At 71.7% G+C, this 20,460-nt stretch carries 24 protein-coding genes and 2 tRNA genes; 14 read left to right on the top strand and 12 right to left on the bottom strand.

Translation table 11 applies throughout. The features are described from left to right. Window positions 1-6 precede the first annotated feature (6 nt). Genes ES689_RS11405 through ES689_RS11415 form a run of 3 tightly spaced genes read left to right on the top strand, consistent with a single transcriptional unit; the run spans window position 7 to window position 2,907 of the window. On the top strand, window positions 7-1,503 hold the full coding sequence (locus ES689_RS11405; RefSeq protein WP_223269555.1) for an ABC transporter ATP-binding protein: 1,497 nt from the start codon (window positions 7-9) through the stop codon (window positions 1,501-1,503). Further along, entirely contained in the window at window positions 1,500-2,294 is a 795-nt protein-coding gene (locus tag ES689_RS11410) for an energy-coupling factor transporter transmembrane protein EcfT (RefSeq protein WP_146904416.1), read from the top strand. The genes ES689_RS11405 and ES689_RS11410 overlap by 4 nt, the downstream gene beginning before the upstream one ends. Further along, window positions 2,287-2,907 carry an ATP-binding protein gene (locus ES689_RS11415; protein WP_223269556.1) on the top strand — a complete coding sequence of 207 codons (621 nt, stop codon included), beginning with the start codon at window positions 2,287-2,289 and terminating at the stop codon, window positions 2,905-2,907. The genes ES689_RS11410 and ES689_RS11415 overlap by 8 nt, the downstream gene beginning before the upstream one ends. Here ES689_RS11415 and ES689_RS11420 read toward each other — a convergent pair. The 5 genes from ES689_RS11420 to ES689_RS11440 all read right to left on the bottom strand — a co-directional run bounded on the left by ES689_RS11420 (window position 2,904) and on the right by ES689_RS11440 (window position 6,187). Continuing rightward, window positions 2,904-3,185, bottom strand: coding sequence for a metallopeptidase family protein (locus ES689_RS11420; RefSeq protein ID WP_146904946.1), 282 nt, complete (start codon window positions 3,183-3,185; stop codon window positions 2,904-2,906). The genes ES689_RS11415 and ES689_RS11420 overlap by 4 nt on opposite strands. A gap of 473 nt (window positions 3,186-3,658) precedes the next feature. Continuing rightward, a tRNA-His gene (locus ES689_RS11425) sits at window positions 3,659-3,734 on the bottom strand. Window positions 3,735-3,774: 40 nt separating this feature from the next. Then, window positions 3,775-4,395 carry an oligoribonuclease gene (gene orn / locus ES689_RS11430; protein WP_146904419.1) on the bottom strand — a complete coding sequence of 207 codons (621 nt, stop codon included), beginning with the start codon at window positions 4,393-4,395 and terminating at the stop codon, window positions 3,775-3,777. Between the two features lie 98 nt (window positions 4,396-4,493). Then, a complete protein-coding gene (locus ES689_RS11435; RefSeq protein WP_146904423.1) occupies window positions 4,494-5,753 on the bottom strand; it encodes an MFS transporter in 1,260 nt (419 codons plus the stop codon). Then, on the bottom strand, window positions 5,750-6,187 hold the full coding sequence (locus ES689_RS11440) for a MarR family winged helix-turn-helix transcriptional regulator (protein ID WP_146904426.1): 438 nt from the start codon (window positions 6,185-6,187) through the stop codon (window positions 5,750-5,752). The genes ES689_RS11435 and ES689_RS11440 overlap by 4 nt, the downstream gene beginning before the upstream one ends. A 129-nt stretch (window positions 6,188-6,316) precedes the next feature. On the opposite strand from ES689_RS11440, the gene ES689_RS11445 reads away from it, so the two are divergent. The 3 genes from ES689_RS11445 to ES689_RS11455 all read left to right on the top strand — a co-directional run bounded on the left by ES689_RS11445 (window position 6,317) and on the right by ES689_RS11455 (window position 7,068). Further along, window positions 6,317-6,601, top strand: a complete 285-nt coding sequence (locus ES689_RS11445) for an oligoribonuclease (RefSeq protein WP_146904429.1) — start codon at window positions 6,317-6,319, stop codon at window positions 6,599-6,601. 84 nt (window positions 6,602-6,685) lie between these two features. Continuing rightward, window positions 6,686-6,946: a thioredoxin family protein gene (locus ES689_RS11450; RefSeq protein WP_146904432.1), complete on the top strand. Its 261-nt coding sequence runs from the start codon at window positions 6,686-6,688 to the stop codon at window positions 6,944-6,946. A gap of 49 nt (window positions 6,947-6,995) precedes the next feature. After that, window positions 6,996-7,068, top strand: a tRNA-Arg gene (locus ES689_RS11455). Between the two features lie 206 nt (window positions 7,069-7,274). On the opposite strand, the gene ES689_RS11460 is transcribed toward ES689_RS11455, so the two are convergent. The 3 genes from ES689_RS11460 to ES689_RS11470 all read right to left on the bottom strand — a co-directional run bounded on the left by ES689_RS11460 (window position 7,275) and on the right by ES689_RS11470 (window position 9,669). Further along, window positions 7,275-8,096, bottom strand: coding sequence for a hypothetical protein (locus ES689_RS11460; RefSeq protein ID WP_146904434.1), 822 nt, complete (start codon window positions 8,094-8,096; stop codon window positions 7,275-7,277). A gap of 84 nt (window positions 8,097-8,180) precedes the next feature. Beyond that, window positions 8,181-8,507 (bottom strand): hypothetical protein, encoded by a 327-nt coding sequence (locus ES689_RS11465; protein WP_223269557.1) that lies wholly within the window; start codon window positions 8,505-8,507, stop codon window positions 8,181-8,183. Window positions 8,508-8,649: 142 nt separating this feature from the next. Beyond that, window positions 8,650-9,669 carry an aldo/keto reductase gene (locus tag ES689_RS11470; protein WP_146904437.1) on the bottom strand — a complete coding sequence of 340 codons (1,020 nt, stop codon included), beginning with the start codon at window positions 9,667-9,669 and terminating at the stop codon, window positions 8,650-8,652. 34 nt (window positions 9,670-9,703) lie between these two features. Here ES689_RS11470 and msrA point away from each other — a divergent pair, with 34 nt between their 5' ends. The 6 genes from msrA to ES689_RS11500 all read left to right on the top strand — a co-directional run bounded on the left by msrA (window position 9,704) and on the right by ES689_RS11500 (window position 13,999). Then, window positions 9,704-10,231: a peptide-methionine (S)-S-oxide reductase MsrA gene (gene msrA, locus ES689_RS11475; RefSeq protein ID WP_146904440.1), complete on the top strand. Its 528-nt coding sequence runs from the start codon at window positions 9,704-9,706 to the stop codon at window positions 10,229-10,231. Window positions 10,232-10,294: 63 nt separating this feature from the next. After that, window positions 10,295-10,546, top strand: coding sequence for a methyltransferase (locus tag ES689_RS11480; protein ID WP_146904442.1), 252 nt, complete (start codon window positions 10,295-10,297; stop codon window positions 10,544-10,546). Window positions 10,547-10,659: 113 nt separating this feature from the next. After that, on the top strand, window positions 10,660-11,265 hold the full coding sequence (locus ES689_RS15910; protein WP_146904444.1) for a single-stranded DNA-binding protein: 606 nt from the start codon (window positions 10,660-10,662) through the stop codon (window positions 11,263-11,265). Window positions 11,266-11,349: 84 nt separating this feature from the next. Next, window positions 11,350-11,811: a hypothetical protein gene (locus ES689_RS11490; protein WP_146904446.1), complete on the top strand. Its 462-nt coding sequence runs from the start codon at window positions 11,350-11,352 to the stop codon at window positions 11,809-11,811. A gap of 27 nt (window positions 11,812-11,838) precedes the next feature. Then, window positions 11,839-13,524, top strand: a complete 1,686-nt coding sequence (gene ettA / locus ES689_RS11495) for an energy-dependent translational throttle protein EttA (RefSeq protein WP_123548364.1) — start codon at window positions 11,839-11,841, stop codon at window positions 13,522-13,524. 1 nt (window position 13,525) lies between these two features. Continuing rightward, complete coding sequence (locus ES689_RS11500; protein ID WP_146904448.1) at window positions 13,526-13,999, top strand: thioesterase family protein; 474 nt, start codon at window positions 13,526-13,528, stop codon at window positions 13,997-13,999. A 13-nt stretch (window positions 14,000-14,012) separates the two neighbouring features. Here the strand turns inward: ES689_RS11500 and ES689_RS11505 are convergent, their stop codons facing one another. Next, on the bottom strand, window positions 14,013-14,885 hold the full coding sequence (locus tag ES689_RS11505; protein WP_146904450.1) for an acyl-CoA thioesterase II: 873 nt from the start codon (window positions 14,883-14,885) through the stop codon (window positions 14,013-14,015). Window positions 14,886-14,906: 21 nt separating this feature from the next. Between ES689_RS11505 and ES689_RS11510 the strand changes: the two genes are divergently transcribed. Next, a complete protein-coding gene (locus ES689_RS11510) occupies window positions 14,907-15,572 on the top strand; it encodes a hypothetical protein (protein ID WP_146904452.1) in 666 nt (221 codons plus the stop codon). On the opposite strand, the gene ES689_RS11515 is transcribed toward ES689_RS11510, so the two are convergent. The 3 genes from ES689_RS11515 to pepN all read right to left on the bottom strand — a co-directional run bounded on the left by ES689_RS11515 (window position 15,553) and on the right by pepN (window position 19,703). After that, window positions 15,553-15,960: a globin gene (locus ES689_RS11515; protein WP_146904952.1), complete on the bottom strand. Its 408-nt coding sequence runs from the start codon at window positions 15,958-15,960 to the stop codon at window positions 15,553-15,555. The genes ES689_RS11510 and ES689_RS11515 overlap by 20 nt on opposite strands. 50 nt (window positions 15,961-16,010) lie before the next feature. Then, the gene (locus tag ES689_RS11520; RefSeq protein ID WP_223269558.1) at window positions 16,011-17,021 is read right to left on the bottom strand and encodes a mechanosensitive ion channel family protein; all 1,011 of its coding nucleotides are present in this window, start codon (window positions 17,019-17,021) and stop codon (window positions 16,011-16,013) included. A gap of 141 nt (window positions 17,022-17,162) precedes the next feature. Next, window positions 17,163-19,703, bottom strand: a complete 2,541-nt coding sequence (gene pepN, locus ES689_RS11525) for an aminopeptidase N (protein ID WP_146904454.1) — start codon at window positions 19,701-19,703, stop codon at window positions 17,163-17,165. Window positions 19,704-19,811: 108 nt separating this feature from the next. On the opposite strand from pepN, the gene ES689_RS11530 reads away from it, so the two are divergent. Further along, on the top strand, window positions 19,812-20,438 hold the full coding sequence (locus ES689_RS11530) for a DsbA family protein (protein ID WP_146904456.1): 627 nt from the start codon (window positions 19,812-19,814) through the stop codon (window positions 20,436-20,438). Window positions 20,439-20,460 lie beyond the last annotated feature (22 nt).

Raw genomic sequence — 20,460 nt, forward strand, 5'->3', positions numbered from 1 at the left:
GACGACGTGACCGCCTCCTCCGGCGCCCGGGTCGACGCCCGCGGCTGGGGGTGGCGGCACGCCGGTCGCCTTCGCCCTGCGGTGTCCGAGCTCGACCTGGTCATCGAGCCGGGTGAGCGCGTGCTGGTGCTCGGCGCCTCCGGGGCCGGCAAGTCGACGCTGCTGGCCGGGCTCGCCGGCGTGCTCGGCGGCGACGACGAGGGCGACGCCCGCGGCGAGCTGCTCGTCGACGGGCGACCCCCGGCCGAGCAGCGCGGCCGGGTCGGTCTGGTGCTGCAGGATCCCGACTCGCAGGTCGTTCTCGCCCGCGTCGGTGACGACGTGGCCTTCGGCTGCGAGAACATCGGCGTCCCGCGCGACGAGACCTGGCGCCGTGTCGACGACGCCCTCGACGCGGTCGGGCTCGACCTGCCGCGCTCGTGGCCGACCGCCCAGCTCAGCGGCGGGCAGAAGCAGCGCCTCGCGCTCGCGGGCGCCCTCGCGATGCGACCGGGGCTCGTGCTGCTCGACGAGCCGACGGCGAACCTCGATCCCGAGGGCGTCGTCGAGGTGCGCGACGCCGTCGCCCGGGTCGCCGAGCGGACCGGCGCGACGCTCGTCGTCGTCGAGCACCGCGTCTCGGTCTGGCTGCCCGTCGTCGACCGCGTCGTCGTGCTCGCCGCCGGCGGGGGAGTCCTCGCCGACGGCGCCCCCGAGGAGGTGCTCGACCGGCAGCGCGGACGGCTCACGGAGGCGGGGGTGTGGGTCCCCGGGGTCGCGCTCGAGCCGCCCGTGCGTCGCCGCGCCTCCTCTCGCGGACCGCTGTTGGAGGCGACCGCGCTGGCCGTCGGACACCGCGGCCCGCGCGGCCGTGCCGTCGCCTCGAACCTCGACCTGACGATCCACGACGCCCGCACGCTGGCCGTCACCGGCGCGAACGGCGCGGGCAAGTCGACGCTCGCCCTGACGCTCGCCGGCCTGCTCGCCCCGGTCTCGGGCGAGCTGCGTGCCACGGCCGAGCTCGCCGCCGGCGCCGGCGCCGTGCCCGTGCGGTGGCGCTCGCGCGAGCTGCTCACGCGGGTCGGCACCGTCTTCCAGGACCCGGAGCACCAGTTCCTCACCCCCACGGTGCGTCGCGAGCTGGCGGTCGGGCCGGAGGCGCTCGGCGAGCCGGCCGCGCAGGTCGCCGAGCGCGTCGACGAGCTCCTGGCGCGCCTCCGGCTGGATCACCTCGCCGGCGCGAACCCGTTCACGCTGTCCGGGGGCGAGAAGCGGCGTCTCTCGGTGGCGACCGTCCTCGCGTCGCGCCCGCGCCTCCTCGTGCTCGACGAGCCCACCTTCGGGCAGGACGCGCGCACCTGGCGTGAGCTGGTCGCCCTCCTGGCGGCCCTCGTCGACGAGGGCCGCAGCGTCGTCGCGGTCACGCACGACGCCGAGTTCGTCGCCGCGCTGGCTGACGACGTGGTCGTCCTCGAGCGACAGCCGTCGGCCGGGGCCGGGGCCGGGGCCGGGGCGGCAGCATGAGCCTGCTCGAGGCGGTCGAGACGGACCGAGTCGTCGGCCGGGTCAACCCCGTCGCGAAGCTGCTCGCGGCGCTCGTCGTCTCCGTGGTGCTGCTGCTCTCGATCGACTGGGTCTCGGCGGGGGTGGCTCTCGGGCTCGAGCTGCTGCTCCTGCCCTGGGCGGGGCTGTCGGCGAGACAGCTGCTCCGGCGGACCGCGCCGCTCTGGATCGCCGCACCGATGTCGGTCGTCGTCATGGTGCTCTACGGCCGCGACGACGGTGTCGTGCTGCTGCAGTTCTGGTGGATGAGCGTGACGGAGGGGTCGGTCTCGCTCGCCTTCGCGATCGGCCTGCGCATCCTCGCGGTCGGCATCCCGGGCATCGTCCTGCTCGCCACGACCGACCCCACCGACCTCGCCGACGGCCTCGCGCAGGTGCTGCGGCTGCCGTCGCGCTTCGTGCTCGGCGGCCTCGCGGGGCTCCGGCTCGCCGGGCTCTTCGCGGACGACTGGCGGCAGCTCGCCCTCGCCCGTCGGGCGCGGGGCGTCGCCGACGCTCGGGGCCCGGTCGCCGCCGCCCGCCGGCTCGCCGGGCAGGCGTTCGCGCTGCTCGTCCTGTCGGTGCGGCGCGGGAGCAAGCTCGCGACGGCGATGGAGGCGAAGGGCTTCGGCTCGGACACGGCGCGCACCTGGGCCCGCCCGTCGACCGTGGGGCTCCGGGACGCCGTGATGGTCGTGATCGGCGTGCTCATCGCGGCGGCCGCTGTCACCGCGGCAGTGCTCGCCGGGACGTGGGAGTTCGTCCTTGCCTGAGGAGGGGGCGGCCGACGTGGGCCAGCCCGACGCCGACGCGCGTCGTGTCGTCGTCGACCTGCTGACGAGGGCGAAGGAGGCGCGGGTCGGCCATGACCGCGTCGTGCTGCTGATCGACGGCCGGTCGGGCTCGGGAAAGACCACGCTGGCTCGCCGCCTGGTCGCGGCCTGGCCCGTCGACCAGCTCGGCCCCGTGCAGCTCGTCCACCTCGACGACGTGTACCCGGGCTGGCACGGGCTCGAGGCGGCGTCACGGGTGGTCGAGTCGACGATCCTCGCGGCGGCGGACCCGGGGTGGACCACGTGGGACTGGCAGGCCGGCGTGCCGGGGGAGCGGCGGACGCTCGACCCGGCCGTCTCGCTGGTCGTCGAGGGCGCCGGGGCGCTGACCCGCGCCTCCTCGGCCCTGGCGACGCTGCGCGTCTGGCTCGACCTCGACGACGAGACGCGGCGAGCCCGGGCGCTGCGGCGCGACGGCGCGACCTACGAGCCGTGGTGGGACATCTGGGCCGAGCAGGAGGAGCGGCACCTCGCGGTCGACGGCCCGCGCCGCCTCGCGGACGTCGTCGTCGACGTCGGACGCGGCGTCACGGTCGGCGGCTCGGAGGGCTAGGCCCAGCCGAGCTCGTGCAGCTGGTCGTCGTCGATGCCGTAGAAGTGCGCGATCTCGTGCACGAGCGTCACGTGGATCTCGTCGCGCAGTTCGTCCTCGTCGTCGACGACGGCGAGGTGCGGCTCGCGGTAGAGGATGATCCGGTCGGGCAGCTCGCCGAAGCCGTACGTGCCGCGCTCGGTGAGGGCGACGCCGTCGTAGAGGCCGAGGAGGTCGAGGGAGCCGTCCTCGGGGCGGTCGTCGGTGACGAAGACGACGTTGTCGAGGCCGTCGACCATGTCGTCGGGCAGCTCGTCGAGCTCGGCCACGACGAGTTCGTCGAACCGGGCGAGGCTCAGCGTCGCCGGGTCGATGCCCGCCGCCGCCGCGCCGTCAGCTCTCTCGTCGTCCACCGGCCCAGCGTCCCACACGCCCCCTGAGCGCCGAGGGCGGGTCGCCTGCCGCGAGGGCGGGTAGCCGCCGACCCGCCCTCGACGCAAACGACCCGCCCTCGACGCCACGCAGCCACGCGCGTCCACCACCGCGTGCGCCGGGGTGCCTCCATCAAAGCGACGAACCACCGCAGAACATCACGCCGCCTTGTCGCTCTCGAGTAGCGACTCGCGTCAGCGCCGCAACGAGCGAAGCGAGGGTGCTCTCCACCGATGCACCTGCCCGGCCACCGACGACGTCTTCGACGCGGAACGCGTCGAAGACCAGAAGGCACCGGAAACCCCAAAAAGCCCTGCCGAGTAGGGCAGGGCCTTTCCATTGGGGTGAGTAACGGGGCTTGAACCCGCGGCCTCCTAGACCACAACCAGGCGCTCTACCAGCTGAGCTATACCCACCATGCGCGACTGCCGGAGCGATCGCAACGAGAAGACTCTACTACAGCCGGGAGGCCCATTCGTCCACGACGGCCCTCGAGATCGCCTGGACGTCGTCGGTGGTGGGGCCGGGGTCGGCGACGAAGCCGGCGCGGCGGTAGTACTCGAGCTCGCGGATCGACTCGAGGATGTCGGCGAGGGCTCGGTGGCCGCCGTGCTTCTGCGGCGCGTTGAAGTAGACGCGGGGGAACCAGCGCCGAGCGAGCTCCTTGATCGACGAGACGTCGACGCTGCGGTAGTGCAGGTGGCCGTCGACGCGCGGCATGTACTTGGCGAGGAAAGCGCGGTCGGTGCCGATGGTGTTGCCGGCCAGGGGCGCGTGCTGCTCGGTGGGGACGTACTTGAGGATGTACTCGAGCACCTCGTACTCGGCCTCGGCGAGGCTGACGCCGTTCGGGATCTCGTCGATGAGGCCCGAGGTGGTGTGCATCTCGGTGACGAAGTCGCCCATGTTGTCGAGGGCGGACTGGTCGGGCTTGATGACGATGGTGAAGCCGGGGTGCACGGGCACGAGGTCGAAGTCGGTGACGACGACGGCCACCTCGACCAGCTCGTCGACGGCGATGTCGAGACCCGTCATCTCGCAGTCGATCCACACCAGTCGGTCGTTCGTCGTAGCCATGCCGCCACTCTAGTCCGGGCCTCCGACACGGCCCGGCCCGCGCCTCCTTGTCTCATCGGCGGGGGAGGCGCGGGCCGGGCCGGGCGCGCGGGTCGCGTCTACGAGACCTCGCCGACCGAGATCGCCTCGGCCTCGACGCGGGTCGACTCGGGGCCGTCGTCGACGCGGCGCAGGGCACGACGCCCGGCGAGGATGATCACGAGGCCGACGGCGACGCTCGCGGCGGCGAAGACGTAGGCGGCGCTCGGCGCGATGCTGTCGGCGAGGAGCGTGGCCACGGGCGGGGCGATCGCGCCGCCGAGGAACCGCACGGCCGAGTACGCGCTCGATGCCACCGAGCGGGGCAGGTCGGTCGCCTCCATCACGCTCTCGGTGAGCACCGTGTTGAGCACGCCCAGCACGAGGCCGCCGACGACGACGCAGGTGACGAGCGCCGCGGGCGTCCCGACGAACAGCGCCGCCGCGAGCAGGTCGAGCGTCAGCAGGGGCAGGGCGATGCGCAGCACCGTCGTCCGCTTCATCCGGGCGGTCAGCAGCGGGGCGACCCACACGGAGGTGATCGCGAGGCCGACGCCCCAGCCGAAGAAGGTGAGGCCGATGCCCATGGCGCCGAAGCCGAGCGGGTACGGGGTGTATGCCAGCAGGACGAAGAAGCCGATGTTGTAGAAGAACGCGGTCGCCGCGAGGGTGCCGAGGGCCGGCACGGCCAGGGCGCGGAACGGCGCCGACAGCCTCGTGGGCGTCGGCTTCTCGATCGCGCCGCCCTTGAGGAAGACCGCGATGGCGATGAACGCGATCGCCATCAGCACGGTGACGCCGAAGAACGGTCCGCGCCAGCTCACAGAGCCCAGCAGGCCGCCGATGAGGGGACCGATAGCGATGCCGAGGCCGAGGGCGGCCTCGTACAGGATGATGGCGGAGGCGGTGCCCCCGGAGGCGGCGCCCACGATCGTCGCGAGCGCGGTCGAGATGAAGAGGGCGTTGCCGAGGCCCCAGCCGGCGCGGAAGCCGATGACCTCCCACACGTCGCCGCTCGTGGCCGCGAGAACGGCGAAGACGACGATCAGGGCGAGGCCGATCATGAGGGTCTTCTTGGCCCCGAGGCGGCTCGAGACCCAGCTGGTGAAGAACATCGCGATGCCGGTGACGGCCAGGTAGCTGGTGAAGAGCAGCTCGGTCTGCGTCGGGGTCGCCTTCAGCGACTCGGCGATGGCGGGGAGGATCGGGTCGACGAGGCCGATGCCCATGAAGGCGACGACACAGGCGAAGGCGATGGCCCAGACGGCGGTCGGCTGCCTGAGGATGCTCGGCTTCGCGGTGCCGGTGCTCGCGGCTGTGCCGTGGGTCGCGGCGCTCACGCGGACACCGCCTCGGACGCGACGCGGGTGCTGAGCAGCTGGGCGGCGTGGTCGAGCACGCGCCACTCGTCGTCGTCGAGGTCGTCGAAGAGGTGGCCGAGCGCGGTCGCGAGCTGGCCCTTCCACTCGGCCAGCGCCTCCGTGCCCTTGGGGGTGATGGCGATGAGCCAGGCGCGGGAGTCGTCGACGTCGGCGATGCGGCGGACGAGCTCGTCGTCGGCCAGGCCGTGGATGAGCTTGGTCATCGTCGGCTGGCTGACGCGGCTCGTCCTGGCCAGGTCGCCGACGCGCATCGAGCCGTCGGTCGTGAGGATCGCGAGGGTGCGCCAGACGGCGGGCGAGGTCGTGCGGCCGGTCTCCTGCGCGGCGATCCGCGTCAGGCGATGGGTCGACGTCAGGAGGTTCTCCAGGATGTCGGTCGGCTGTGAAGTCATCCGGCAACTGTATAGCCAATCTATATAGCTTGGCAATATGAGTGACGGTTCTCGTCTCCGGGCGGACGGCGGCGGGGGCGGCGCGACCAATCTGGGTGCCGGGTCGGTGCCTCCTGGTAGAACGGCACAATGACAGACAGCAAGCCCACCGTGGCCGAGGGATCCGAGTACGTCGTCTTCTTCGAGGGCGGCCCGAGCGACGGCCGGACCGACACGCGCATCAGCACCAACGGCTCCTACGACGAGGAGATCGTCGACTACGTCCTGATCGACGGCCTCGAGACGGGCTTCGTCTACACGGCCGGCGAGGCGAAGACGGTCGGCGAGCAGCTGCAGGTCCATTACTCGCTCGACGAGAAGGACAGTGACCCGGTCGAGGACCCCGAGGACCGCAACGACGACCTCGACAACTGAGGCAGGACGTCGGCTCCGCAGGGAGTCGACGCGAGACGAGGAGGCGCGGGGAACATTCCCCCGCGCCTCCTCGTTGTCCCGGCCATGAAGCTCGAGCTGTACACGTCCGCTTTCTGTGCTCCCTGCCACGCGGCCCGCGCCGTCGTGGCCGAGGCCCAGGCCCTCGTCCCTGCCCTCGTGGTCGACGAGGCGGACGTCGCCGCGCGTGCCGACCAGGCCGAGGCGCGGGGCATCACGAGCACGCCGACGATGGTCGTGCTGACCGACGGCGGCACCGAGGTGTTCCGTGCGGCGGGCGCGCCGCGGCTCGACCAGGTGCTGAGCGCACTGGCCCTCGCGGTCTGACGGCGTCGCCGCCCGGGCGGACCGAGCCCACGCGCTATCGTGGGGGCACGCCCTCGTAGCTCAGCGGATAGAGCAGGAGCCTTCTAATCTCTTGGTCGCAGGTTCGATTCCTGCCGAGGGCACCGTGACGTGATCCACGTGGTGCTTCTCATCTCTTGGTCGCAGGTTCGATTCCTGCCGAGGGCACCGTGACGTGATCCACGTGGTGCTTCTCATCTCTTGGTCGCAGGTTCGATTCCTGCCGAGGGCACCGTGACGTGATCCACGTGGTGCTTCTCATCTCTTGGTCGCAGGTTCGATTCCTGCCGAGGGCACCGTGATGTGAAGATCAGGCGTCGGGCGTGGTCCGGCGACGGACGTCCTGGGCGCTGACCTGCTGGCCGTACGACGTCGTGTCCGGGTCGACGTCCGTGTCGTCGTCAGACGACGAGGTCACGACCGCCGTCGTGCGGGTCTCGCGAGCCGGGGTCGGCTCGTCGGCGGGACGCGTCGAGGGGGAGACCGGTGCACGCCACTGCTCGTAGGCCGGCGCGGCCGGTTGCGTCGACTGCGCGGGCTGCGCCGACCTGGTCGGTCGCGACTCGTGGGACGCCGTGGCCGCCTGCTCCGCGTCCCAGGCCTTCTGACGAGCGTCGAGGCCCTTGTCGACGTCCGCCTCCTCGTAGCTCCACCGCTCGAGGTCGGCCTTGAAGAGCTTCTTCGCACGGCCGGGCTTGTTCTGCCACTCGACAAGTCGGTCGCGCAGCTCGTCGAGAGCGTGCCCCGACTCGTAGCTGAAGCTGGCGGAGTTCCGCTTGAGCTCGGCGATCTCGTGCTCGGCCCAGCTGGCCGCCGTGCCGGCCCCGGAGACCGGCAGGAGGCGGAGCCGCACTTCGCTCTCCTGGGCGAGGTGGTCGGCGTAGGCGCGCTCCTCCGGCCCGAGCGAGCTCCAGATCGCCGCCTTGCGCGCAGCCGAGACGATGCCGGCGACCGCCGTGGCCTTCGCCTCGTCCTCGTGCATCGCCACCACGCGGCGCATGGCCGCGCGGCCGATCAGGGCGGCGATCACGCCTGCCAGGACGATCGCCACGAAGGGCACGACGGCCCCGCTGACGATGCGCCACCCGGCGTCCGACGACGCCCACTCCACGAAGCTGTTCCACCACTGCATGCGGCGAACTCTACAGCTGAGGTCGAAGGTCGCAGGGGCGCCGACAGGAGGGCCGCCGAGCGTGTCGCGCGCCGTTCAGCGTGCTCAGGCGAAGCGGAAGCAGTCCGTCGCGTCGGACCGGCTCCAGAACTCGCCGATCTCGACGAACCGACGCTCACGGGCGACGAAGCGCTTGGCCCGCCAGCGGTCGCCGAGCGGATCGTCGACCCGCTCCACGTAGCCGAGCACCACGCCCCCGGCCCGGGTGACCCTAGCGAGGTCGTCGCGGACCTGCACGAGGCGGAGGCCGCCGCGAGCCTCGGTCAGGGGCTCGGGCGCGATGCGCCCAGGGAGGCTCGGCGCGAGCGCGCGGGTGTCGAGGGGGCTGATGGTGTCGACGGGGCTGGTGGTCGTGGTGCTCGTGAGGGTCACGTCGTGCTCCTGAGGGTCATCCGGCCGATGCTGTCGAGGACGAGCACGACGCTACGGACGACCACCGACATCGACGACGCAGCCCGCTCCCTCGAGGGAACGGGCTGCGGGCGGAGCCGGGCCCGCGAGGGCCCGTCGTGTCTCAGCGGTCGGTGCCGTCCACCGCGAACGGCTCGACGGCGGCGATCTCGTCGTCGCTCAGCGCCGCGCCGTGCAGGGCGTCGAGGCTGTCGTCGAGCTGCTCGACCGACGACGCGCCGATGAGCGCGCTCGTCACGGCCGGCTGGCGCAGCACCCAGGTCAGGGCGAGCTGGGCGAGCGACTGGCCGCGCGCCTCCGCGATCTCGTTCAGCCCGCGCACGCGCTCGAGGTAGGTCTCGTCCAGGGCGTCCTCGGTGAACCAGCGGCCCTCGGCGGCACGCGACCCGGCCGGGGCCTTGCCCGAGAGGTAGCGGCCCGTCAGCAGGCCGCCGGCGAGCGGCGAGAAGACGATCGAGCCGACGCCGTTCTCGAGCAGGGTGTCGAACAGGCCCCGCTCGGGCGCGCGGTCGAACATGTTGTAGCGCGGCTGGTGGATGAGCAGCGGGACGCCCTCGTCGGCGAGCGCGTCTATCGCGGCCTGGGTCTGCTCGGGGCCGTAGTTCGAGATGCCCGCGTAGAGCGCCTTGCCCTGGTGCACGGCCGTCGCGAGGGCGCCCATCGTCTCCTCGATCGGCGTCTCGGGGTCGGGGCGGTGCGAGTAGAACACGTCGACGTAGTCGAGGCCGGTGCGCTCGAGGCTGGCCTCGAGCGAGTTGAGCAGGTACTTGCGCGAGCCGCCGTCGCCGTAGGGGCCGGGGCGCATGTCGTAGCCGGCCTTCGTGGAGATCACGAGCTCGTCGCGGTAGGGCACCAGGTTCGCCGCGTGGATGCGGCCGAACTGCTCCTCGGCCGAGCCGTAGGGCGGCCCGTAGTTGTTCGCGAGGTCGAAGTGGGTGACGCCGCGGTCGAAGGCGCGGAGCACGATGTCGCGCTGCGTCTCGAGGGCGCGGTCGGTGCCGAAGTTGTTCCAGAGGCCGAGGGAGATGCGGGGCAGCTTGAGGCCGCTGCGCCCGGTGCGGACGTAGTCCAGCTTCGAGTACCGCTCGTCGTCGGCGACGTAGGGAGTGAAGGGTGATCTCATGTGGTCAGCCTAGGGCGGGAGTACCCTCGCCGACATGACCACGTTCGTGCTCGCCGGCGGCTGCTTCTGGTGCCTCGACGCGGTCTTCCGCACCCTCGACGGCGTCTCGTCGGTCGTGTCCGGCTACACCGGCGGCCGCACGGCGCATCCCTCGTACGACGACGTCTGCACGGGGACGACCGGGCACGCCGAGGCCGTTGAGGTGACCTTCGATCCCGAGGTGCTCCCGTGCGACGTGGTGCTCGACGTGTTCTTCACGCTGCACGACCCACGGCAGCTCGACCGGCAGGGCGCCGACGTCGGCACGCAGTACAGGTCGGCGATGTTCGCGGCCGACGACGAGCAGGCCGAGCTGTTCGAGGCGGCCAGGGACCGTGCCGCCGAGACCTGGGGCGGCGGGGTCGTCACGACGATCGAGCGCCTCGGCCAGTGGACCGAGGCCGAGCCCGAGCACCAGGACTTCTTCGAGAAGAACCCGGGCCAGGGGTACTGCACGGCAGTTGCCCTGCCCAAGGTGACGAAGGTCCGCAAGAGCTTCGCGAGGTGGGTGCTCGCGACCTGAGCGTGCGCCGCGCAGCTGCGCGGCGCGCTTGATGATGCACTGCAGAGAGGAAGGTGCTCGACGATGAGCGACCAGACCAGCACGACCAGCACGACCAGCACGACCGACGCCGGGGAGTCCGCCGGCCAGACCTGGGTCGCCGTCGGCCCCGCGGGGACCGTCGGCTCGATCGGGCGCACCGGGGCCGGCTTCGTGGTCCGCCTCGCCGGGCGTTCGGAGCAGAGCGGCGAGTACCCGACACTCGCCGTGGCCAAGAGCGCGCTCTTCGCGGCCCTCGGTCCGGGCGCCGACTACCCGGAGTTCCGCGAGCACTGAGCACGTCGGGGCGGCCGCGTTCGTCCCTCCCCGTGCGGGCGGGTCGGGCACCCCCTCCACAAGGAGGCGCGGTGCCCGCCCGCGCACCGGGTCCGTCCCGTGAGACTCCCCGCATGACAGACACCATCACCCTCACCGGGATCATCGCCACCGACCCTCGCGTCGTCACGACCGAGGCCGGCCTCGACATCGCCAGTTTCAGGCTCGCCTCGACCCACCGGCGCTTCGACCGCGTCAAGGACGAGTGGGTCGACGGCGACACGAACTGGTACACCGTCACCGCGTTCAGGGTGCTCGGCGCCAACGCGGGGCTGAGCCTCCACAAGGGCGAACGGGTCGTCGTGCTCGGCCGACTCCGGATCCGCGCGTGGGAGGCCGGCGACAAGTCGGGCACGACCGTCGAGGTCGACGCCGACGCGATCGGCCACGACCTCCGCTGGGGTCGGTCGACCTTCACCCGGTCGACGTCGGCCGCAGCGGCGCCCACCGGCACGTCCGAGGCGACCGGAGGAGGTGCGGTGGGCGACTCCGCGACCGCTCCCGGCGACGAGGCGGCAGTCTCCCCGCCTGCCCTCTCGGCCGGCGGCTGGGCCGGCGACGGCAGCCCCGCCCTCGACGAACGAGGCCCGACGCCGCCCGGCGCCGCCGGCGACCCCGTGTCCGCCGATCCCGTCGCCCCCGCCGACCCCGCTGTGCGGGTGGGCGATCCGCCCTTCTGACCGGCTCTCGTCCGCGACTCCCGGTCCGGGCCCGCGTCGTAGGATCGTCACGGCCCTGACCGGGCCAACCGAGGAAGGCCCCCCGTGACCCGTCCCCCACTCGCCGCCCTGCGCGCGGGCGTCGTCGTCCTCGTCGCCGTCGCCCTGGCAGGCTGCACGCAGGGCGAGACCGCCCCGAGCCCCGTGCCGACGACGGACGGCGCGACGCCCGCGCCCGACCCGACGCTGACGGCCGACTCGACGACCGACGAGGCCAAGGGCTTCTTCGACCTGACGGTGTCGCGCCACCTCGACGGCGGCGGTGCAGGTGACGGCCGCACGATCGTCGACACGCTGACGGCGGCCGGCTTCAACAAGGCGGCCATGCAGGTGACGCCCGACTCGACCTCCATCGGTCGCGCGGCCGACACCGTGCAGTTCTCGGTGCTCTGGGGCAGCGACTGCCTCGTCGGGCAGACCGGCGCGACCGGGTTCGCGAGCGAGGTGGCGCCCGTCCTCGGCACAGGCTCCTGCCTGGTGGGCACCACCCGCACGATCGACTGGTGACGGCCCCCCACCGATAGACTGCCGGGCATGGCCGAATACATCTACTCCATGGTCCGTGCCCGCAAGGCGGTCGGCGACAAGCTGATCCTCGACGACGTGACCATGTCGTTCATCCCCGGCGCCAAGATCGGCGTCGTCGGCCCCAACGGAGCCGGCAAGTCCACGATCCTCAAGATCATGGCCGGGCTCGACACCCCCAGCAACGGCGAGGCCAAGCTCTCGCCCGGCTACACCGTCGGCATCCTCATGCAAGAGCCGGAGCTCGACGAGACCAAGTCCGTGCTCGAGAACGTGCAGGAGGGCGTCGGCCCGATCAAGCAGAAGCTCGACCGCTTCAACGAGGTGTCGGCCGCGATGGCCGAGCCCGACGCAGACTTCGACGCGCTGCTCGCCGAGATGGGCACCCTGCAGGAGGAGATCGACGCGGCCGACGCGTGGGATCTCGACTCCCAGCTCGAGCAGGCCATGTCGGCGCTCCGGACGCCTCCGGGCGACGCCGAGGTCGCGAACCTGTCGGGCGGCGAGAAGCGCCGTGTCGCGCTCTGCAAGCTGCTGCTGCAGAAGCCCGACCTGCTGCTCCTCGACGAGCCCACCAACCACCTCGACGCCGAGAGCGTGCTCTGGCTCGAGCAGCACCTCAGCAAGTACCCCGGCGCCGTCCTCGCCGTGACTCACGACCGGTACTTCCTCGACCACGTCGCCGAGTGGATCGCCGAGGTCGACCGCGGCCGCCTCTACCCCTACGAGGGCAACTACTCGACCTACCTCGAGAAGAAGGGCGAGCGCCTCCAGGTGCAGGGCAAGAAAGACGCCAAGCTCGCCAAGCGACTCTCCTCCGAGCTCGAGTGGGTGCGCAGCAACGCCAAGGGCCGCCAGGCCAAGTCGAAGGCGCGTCTCGCCCGCTACGAAGAGATGGCGACGGAGGCCGAGCGCACCAGGGTCCTCGACTTCGAGGAGATCGTGATCCCCGTCGGGCCGCGCCTCGGCTCGCAGGTCATCGACGCGAAGAAGCTGCGCAAGCAGTTCGGCGAGCGCGTGCTGATCGACGACCTCACCTTCACCCTGCCCCGCAACGGCATCGTCGGCGTCATCGGCCCGAACGGCGTCGGCAAGACCACGCTGTTCAAGACGATCGTCGGCCTCGAGCCGCTCGACGGCGGCGACCTGCGGGTCGGCGAGACGGTCGACATCTCGTACGTCGACCAGAGCCGCGGCGGCATCGACGCGAACAAGAACCTGTGGGAGGTCGTGTCCGAGGGCCACGACTACATCACGGTCGGCAAGACGGAGATCCCCTCGCGGGCCTACGTCTCGCAGTTCGGCTTCAAGGGCCCCGACCAGCAGAAGAAGGCCGGGGTGCTCTCCGGCGGTGAGCGCAACCGCCTCAACCTGGCCCTGACCCTCAAGCAGGGCGGCAACCTCCTCCTGCTCGACGAGCCCACCAACGACCTCGACGTCGAGACCCTGGGCAGCCTCGAGAACGCCCTGCTCGAGTTCCCCGGCTGTGCCGTGGTCATCACCCACGACCGGTGGTTCCTCGACCGGATCGCGACGCACATCCTCTCGTGGGAGGGGCTGAACGACGACGGCACGCCGAACTGGTACTGGTTCGAGGGCAACTTCGAGTCCTACGAGGAGAACAAGATCGAGCGTCTCGGCGCCGACGCGGCGAAGCCCAGCTCCGCCACGTACCGCAAGCTGACGCGCGACTGAGATGACCCGCCTGCACGTGCCGACCAGAGTTCGCTGGAGCGACCTGGACGCCTACCGGCACGTGAACAACGCGTCGATGCTGCGCCTCCTCGAGGAGGCGCGCATCGACGCGTTCTGGGTCTCGGACGGCACCGTCGGCGAGACCTCGGGCGCCGCCGTGCTCGACGGCCGGCCCGACGCCGCGACGATGACGCTCATCGCACGTCAGGAGCTCGAGTACCTCGTGCCGGTGCCGTACCTCCGCGCGCCCCTCGACGTGCAGATCTGGATCGGCCGTCTCGGCGGCGCCAGCCTCGAGGTCTGCTACGAGGTCTGGTCACCCGCGACGGTCGAGCCCGCCGTGCTCTACACGAAGGCCTCGACGTCGATCGTCCTCGTCGACACGGCCTCGGGCGCGCCACGGCGCATCACCGACGACGAGCGCGCCGCATGGACGCCGTTCGTCGAGGAGCCGCTGACGTTCCGTCGTCGCTGAGCCCGGCTCCGGGTCAGGCGCGGGGGACCCGCACCATCCCCTCCTGGGCGACGCTCGCGACGAGCGTGCCCGAGCGGTCGTAGATGCGGCCGAGCGAGAGGCCCCGACCGCCCACGGCGGTGGGCGACTCCTGCACGTAGAGCAGCCACTCGTCGACGCGTGCCGGGCGGTGCCACCACATCGCGTGGTCGAGGCTCGCCACCTTGAGACCGGGGGTCACGAGCGGCACGCCGTGGCGCCGGTAGATCGGCTCGAGCAGCGTGTAGTCGCTGGCGTAGAGCAAGGAGGCGCGGTGCAGGTCCGGATCGTCGGGCAGGGCCCCGGTCGCGCGCAGCCACACGGCCTGGTGCTCGACGCGTGCCCCCTCGACGCTGAAGTAGACCGGCGACGGCACGTGGCGCATGTCGAACGCGCGGTCGCTCGCCCAGGCCTGGGCGATCGGATGGTCGACGGCGCCGAGCAGCTCGGCGTCGCTCGGCACGTCCTCGGGCTCGGGCAGGCCCTCGGGCATCTCGACCTGGTGCTCGAGGCCGTCGTCGGGGGTCTGGAAGGAGGCGATCATCGAGAAGATCGGCAGCCCGTCCTGGGACGCCTGGGTCCGTCGCGTCGCGAACGACCGGCCGTCGTGGATGCGGTCGACCGTGAAGGTGATGGGGATGGTGAGGTCGCCCGGTCGGAGGAAGTACCCGTGCAGCGAGTGGACCGGCCGGTCGCCGACGATGGTCCGCTGGGCGGCGACGAGCGCCTGCGCCATGACCTGGCCGCCGAAGACGCGGCCGAGCGGCTCGGGCTGCGACGTGCCGGTGAAGACGTCCTGTCCGCCGACGATGCCGGCCGGCGCGAGGTCGAGGGTGGCGAGCAGGTTCTGCAGGGGATCGGCGCTCATCCGATGTAGTTTAGGGGGCCGATGAGCCGTACATTCGCCCTCCCTGATTCCCTGTCCCTCAGCGACCTCGCGACCTTCCTCGGCCGTGCCGGCCGGGTCGAGGACGGCTCCGTGCGCCTCGTCGCCGGCTCCGGCGTCCTGGCCGTCTACGCGGCGGTCTTCTACCCGCTCGGGCTCCTCGACTCGAGCCCGACGGTGCTGGGCCTCCGCACCTTCCAGCTCGACGACGACCCTGAGTTCGACGCGGTGGTGCCCGTCCGCTCGCTCAAGGAGCGCCTCGTCCGCCTGCAGAACGACGTCGTCGACCCGACCGCGCCCGTGACGGTCACCCTGCCGATCGAGGTCGCGACGGTCACCTGGGCAGCGATCTCGCCGCCCCGAGGCGGCTGGTCGCCCCAGGGTGCGGCCGACGCGTCGGCTCTGGACGCCGCAGCCACGGCGGGCATCGACGAGATCGCCGCCGCCCTGCCCGAGAACGCGGGCGAGCAGATCGTGCACCGTGTGCGGTCAGAGGTCTGGTCGCGCCCGGTCGACGGCGTCGAGGCCGTGCCGGCCGGGGCGGCGTTCGCCGCGCTCAGCCTCGGCTTCCTCGGCGACGGCGAGGCCGTCTCCCTGTACGAGACGGGTGCCTGGACTCGCCTGACGACCAGCCGGGGTCACGTCCTCGTCAAGCGCCGGGGGCGTTGACCATGGCGTGGGCCGCCCGGTCGAGGTAGGCCCACAGCGTCGCGTCGTGCAGCGGCGAGAGCTCGAGCTCGTCGACTGCGGTGCGCATGTGGTGCAGCCACCGGTCGCGCGCCTCCGGCGTGACCGTGAACGGCATGTGCCGCATCCGCAGCCGGGGGTGGCCGCGCTCGTCGCTGTACGTGGTCGGGCCGCCCCAGTACTGCTCGAGGAACCCGGCGAGGCGCTGGATCGCGCCCTCGAGGTCGCCCTCGGGGTACATAGGCCATAGCACGTCGTCGGTCTGCACGCCCTCGTAGAAGCGGCGGACGAGCCGCTCGAAAGTCGGCCGGCCGCCGATCTGCTGCCAGAAGTTGCCCTGGGCGTCGTCACGCCCCGCGCCGCTGCGCAGGGTGATCGGCTGGGAGGCGCCCGCAGGAGGCGGGCCGAGGGGGAGGTCGGTCACGAGCGCTTGCCCTTCGAGGGTCGGACGTGCGGGGTCGGCACGGTCTGCGGCGGGCGGGCGCCCTGCACCGAGGAGGCGCCGTCGAAGCCCGTGAGGACGACGCTGCTGAGCGAGGGGAGCGTGATGCCCAGCTCGTCCGTCGCCTTCTTGAGGCGCGACCGGAGCTCGCGGTCGACGTTGTCGCGCTCGGACGACCGGGTCTTGGACACGATGCGGATGACGACGTGCTCTTCTGCGATCGACTGCAGGCCCCAGACCTCGGGGGCGTCGATCATGCTGCGCCCCCACTTCGGCAGCGCCGCCATGTCGGTGGCCGCCTTGAGCATCGCCGCCTGGACGACGTCGACGTCGGCCTCGTAGGGCACGGCGAGATCGATGACGACCCGGGTCCAGCCCTGGGACATGTTGCCGACCCGGAGGATCTCGCCGTTGCGGACGAACCAGAGCACGCCGTTGACGTCGCGGATCTGGGTGACGCGGATGCCCACGGCCTCGACGACACCGGTCGCCGGGCCGACGTCCACGACGTCGCCTACCCCCAACTGGTCTTCCGCGACCATGAAGATGCCGTTCAGCAGGTCTTTGACGATGTTCTGCGCGCCGAACGCGAGGCCGGCGCCCACGACGCTGGCCGCGCCGACGATGGCGACGACGTCGAAGTTCAGCTCGCCGAGCACGAGGACGAGCGCGACGCCGGCGATCAGCACCGTGACGACGTTGTTCAGCACGCTGCCGAGCGTGCGCGTGCGCTGCACGACGCGGACCGCCTGCAGGGGCGAGGCGATCAGGGCCTGGGTGTCGTCGACGTTCTGCTTGCGCTTGATGCCGCTGACGACCTGGTCGACCACACGGCGGATCATGAAGTGCAGCGCGACCCGCAGCAGCACCGCGACGACGACGATCGCGAGGATGCGGATCGGCACGCCCCACATCGCCCAGAAGGCGGCCCAGTCGAACTCGACGGGGGCAGGGGAGTCGGTGGCGGGCGCGGCGGCGAAGGCGATCATCGCGTCAAGCTTCGCACGAGCAGCCGACGCCGACCGGGAGTCGCCTGGACGCGAGAACGGCGGACCCTGTGAACAGGGCCCGCCGTCCGACGGTGACGCAGGAGGCGCACATCGCTCCGTGGGGACGCGTCTGCCTCGGCGCTACCGCGCGTCGACCGCCTGCACCCGCAGGGCTCGCTCGACGCCCGCGAGGCTCTCGACGACGATGCGCCGGAGCGCCGGGACGTCGGGGTTCGCGTCGAGCCAGGCGCGGGTCGTCTCGACCAGCTGCTGGTCGGCGAGCCCGGCCGGGTAGAGGCCCGAGACGAGCGTGTCGGCGATGTGGTAGCTGCGCGACTCCCAGATGCCCGTGAGCGACGAGAAGTACCGCTCGACGACGGGCTGCAGCACGGCAGGGTCGTTCGTGTGCTGGAAGCCCTGGGCGGTCGCACGCACGATGGCGTTCGGCTGCTCGGCGCTGTCGACGACCGAGGCGAAGGCCGCGAGCTTGCCCTCGGTCGTGGGGATCGCCGCGCGGGCCCGTGCGGCGGCCTGGGCGCCGTTGGCGGTGTTGTCCGCCTCGAGCGCGGCGTCGATCTCGGCCTCGCCGGCGGCGCCGACGAGCACGAGGCCCTCGAGCAGCTCCCAGCGCAGGTCGGTGTCGACCTCGAGACCGTCGAGGGCGAGCGAGCCGTCGTGCAGGGCTCGGAGCGCGTCGGCGTGCGCCGGGGTCGAGGCCGCGGCGGCGAAGAACTTCACGAACTGGAACTGGGCGTCCGAGCCGGCCTCCGCCTCCTTCGCGAGCTCGAGGAGGCGGTCGCCGACCTCGGCGAGCACCTCGGCCCGACGGGACGGCGCCACGTAGCTGCGCGCGGCCTGCACCAGCTGGGTCAGGGTCGTGCGGATCGTCGTCGACTCGGTCTCGCTCGCGATGTTCGACAGCACGAGGCGGACGTAGTCGGACGGCGACGTCTCGGCGTCGCGCGTGGCGTCCCAGACGGAGCCCCAGACGAGCGCGCGGGCCAGCGGGTCGGAGATGGCCGACAGGTGCTCGATCGCGGTGGCGAGCGACTGCTCGTCGAGGCGGATCTTCGCGTAGGCGAGGTCGTCGTCGTTGGTGAGCACCAGGGCGCCGCGGCGCTGGCCGACGAGCTCGGGCACCTCGGTGCGGGTGCCGTCGACGTCGATCTCGACCCGGTGCGTCCGCACCAGGGCGTCGCCCTCGAAGTCGTAGAGGCCGACCGCGAGACGGTGCGGGCGGATCGTCGGGTAGTCGGCCGGCGCCTCCTGCAGGAGCGCGAACGAGGTGATGACGCCGTCGGCGTCCGTCTCGATCTCGGGACGCAGCGTGTTCACGCCCGCGGTCTCGAGCCACTTCTCGCTCCAGCTCGTGAGCTCGCGCCCCGAGGTGGCCTCGAGCTCGACGAGCAGGTCGCGCAGCTCGGTGTTCGAGTGGTGGTGCTTCTGGAAGTACGCGGCGACGCCGGCGTAGAAGGCGTCGATGCCGACCCAGGCGACGAGCTGCTTCAGCACCGACCCGCCCTTGGCGTAGGTGATGCCGTCGAAGTTGACCTGGACGTCTTCGAGGTCGTTGATCGTCGCGACGACGGGGTGCGTCGAGGGCAGCTGATCTTGGCGGTAGGCCCAGCTCTTCTCCATCGCCTGGAACGTCGTCCAGGCCTCGGTCCACTCGGTGGCCTCGGCCGTCGAGATGGTCGACGCCCACTCGGCGAACGACTCGTTCAGCCAGAGGTCGTTCCACCACTTCATGGTGACGAGGTCGCCGAACCACATGTGGGCGAGCTCGTGCAGGATCGTGACGACCCGGCGCTCCTTGATCGCGTCGGTCACCTTGCTGCGGAAGACGTAGGTCTCGACGAAGGTGACGGCGCCCGCGTTCTCCATCGCGCCGGCGTTGAACTCGGGCACGAAGAGCTGGTCGTACTTGTCGAACGGATACGGGTAGCGGAACTTCTCCTCGTAGTAGGCGAAGCCCTGACGCGTCTTCTCGAAGATGTAGTCGGCGTCGAGGAACTCGGTGAGCGAGCGACGCGTGAAGATGCCGAGGGGGACCGTGCGGCCGTCCGAGCTCGTGAGCTCGCTGCGCACGACGTCGTAGGGGCCGGCGACGATCGCCGTGATGTAGCTCGAGAGCACCGGGGTGGGCGAGAACGTCCAGGTGGCGACCTCGCCGTCGACGGCGGGCTCGGGCGTCGGCTGGTTCGAGACGACCTGCCAGCGGGAGGGGGCGGTCACCGTGAACTGGAACGTCGCCTTGAGGTCGGGCTGCTCGAAGACCGCGAAGACGCGGCGGCTGTCGGGCACCTCGAACTGCGAGTACAGGTAGACCTCGTCGTCGACGGGGTCGACGAAGCGGTGCAGGCCCTCGCCCGTGTTGGTGTACTCGGCGTCGGCCGTGACCTCGAGCACGTTCTCGGCGGCCAGGCCGTCGAGCTGGATCCGCACGCCGTCGTTCGCGGACGCCAGGTCGAGCGGCGTGCCGTTCAGCGTGGCCGAGTGCACCGTGCGCGTGAGGGCGTCGATGAAGGTGGAGGCGCCGGGCGTCGCGGTGAAGCGGACCGTCGTCGAGCTGCCGAAGACCTCGGGCCCCCGGGTCAGGTCGAGCTCGATCTCGTACGACTGCACGTCGACGACGCTCTTGCGCTCCTGCGCCTCGAGTCGGGTCAGGTTCTCTCCGGGCACGCTTGCTCCATCCGTCTTGAGGTGTCGTTCTCGATGTGTCGTTGCGGGACTCGTGGCCCCCGGACGAGCCTAGACCGGCCCTCCGACGCCGGGGTGTTCACTGGGGGCATGACCGACACCGTCGCCCCCGCGCCCCACACCTCCGTCGACTTCTGGTTCGACCCCTCCTGCCCCTGGGCCTGGATGACCAGCCGCTGGGTCGACGAGGTCGCCCGTCACCGCGACCTCGACGTCACGTTCCACGTCATGAGCCTGGCGGTGCTGAACGAGGACAACGACGTGAGCGACGAGTACAGGGCGGCCTTCGCCCGGATGCTGCGGTACACGCGCCTCGTCACCGCCGCCGGCGAGCTGCACGGCCAGCAGGTCGTGAAGCCCCTCTACGACGCGCTCGGCACCCGCATCCACCCGGGCGGCGAGACCGACGCCGACGTCGTCATCCCCGCGGCGCTCGCCGAGGTCGGCCTGCCCGCCGAGTTCGCGGCCCACGCCGACTCCGACGCGTACGACGAGCAGATGCGGGCCAGCCACTTCGACGGCATCGGCCGCGTCGGCCAGGACGTCGGCACGCCCGTGATCGCCGTGAACGGCACCGCGTTCTTCGGTCCCGTCATCTCGCCGGCGCCGAAGGGCGAGATCGCCCTGACCCTGTGGGACGGCGTCGTCGCCGCCGCCTCGTACCCGGGCTTCTTCGAGATCAAGCGCACGCGCACGGTCGGCCCGATCTTCGACTGACGCAGGGCCGTGGCCGGGGCCG

The sequence above is a fragment of the Frigoribacterium sp. ACAM 257 genome, assembly GCF_007954365.1.
Classification (GTDB): domain Bacteria; phylum Actinomycetota; class Actinomycetes; order Actinomycetales; family Microbacteriaceae; genus Frigoribacterium.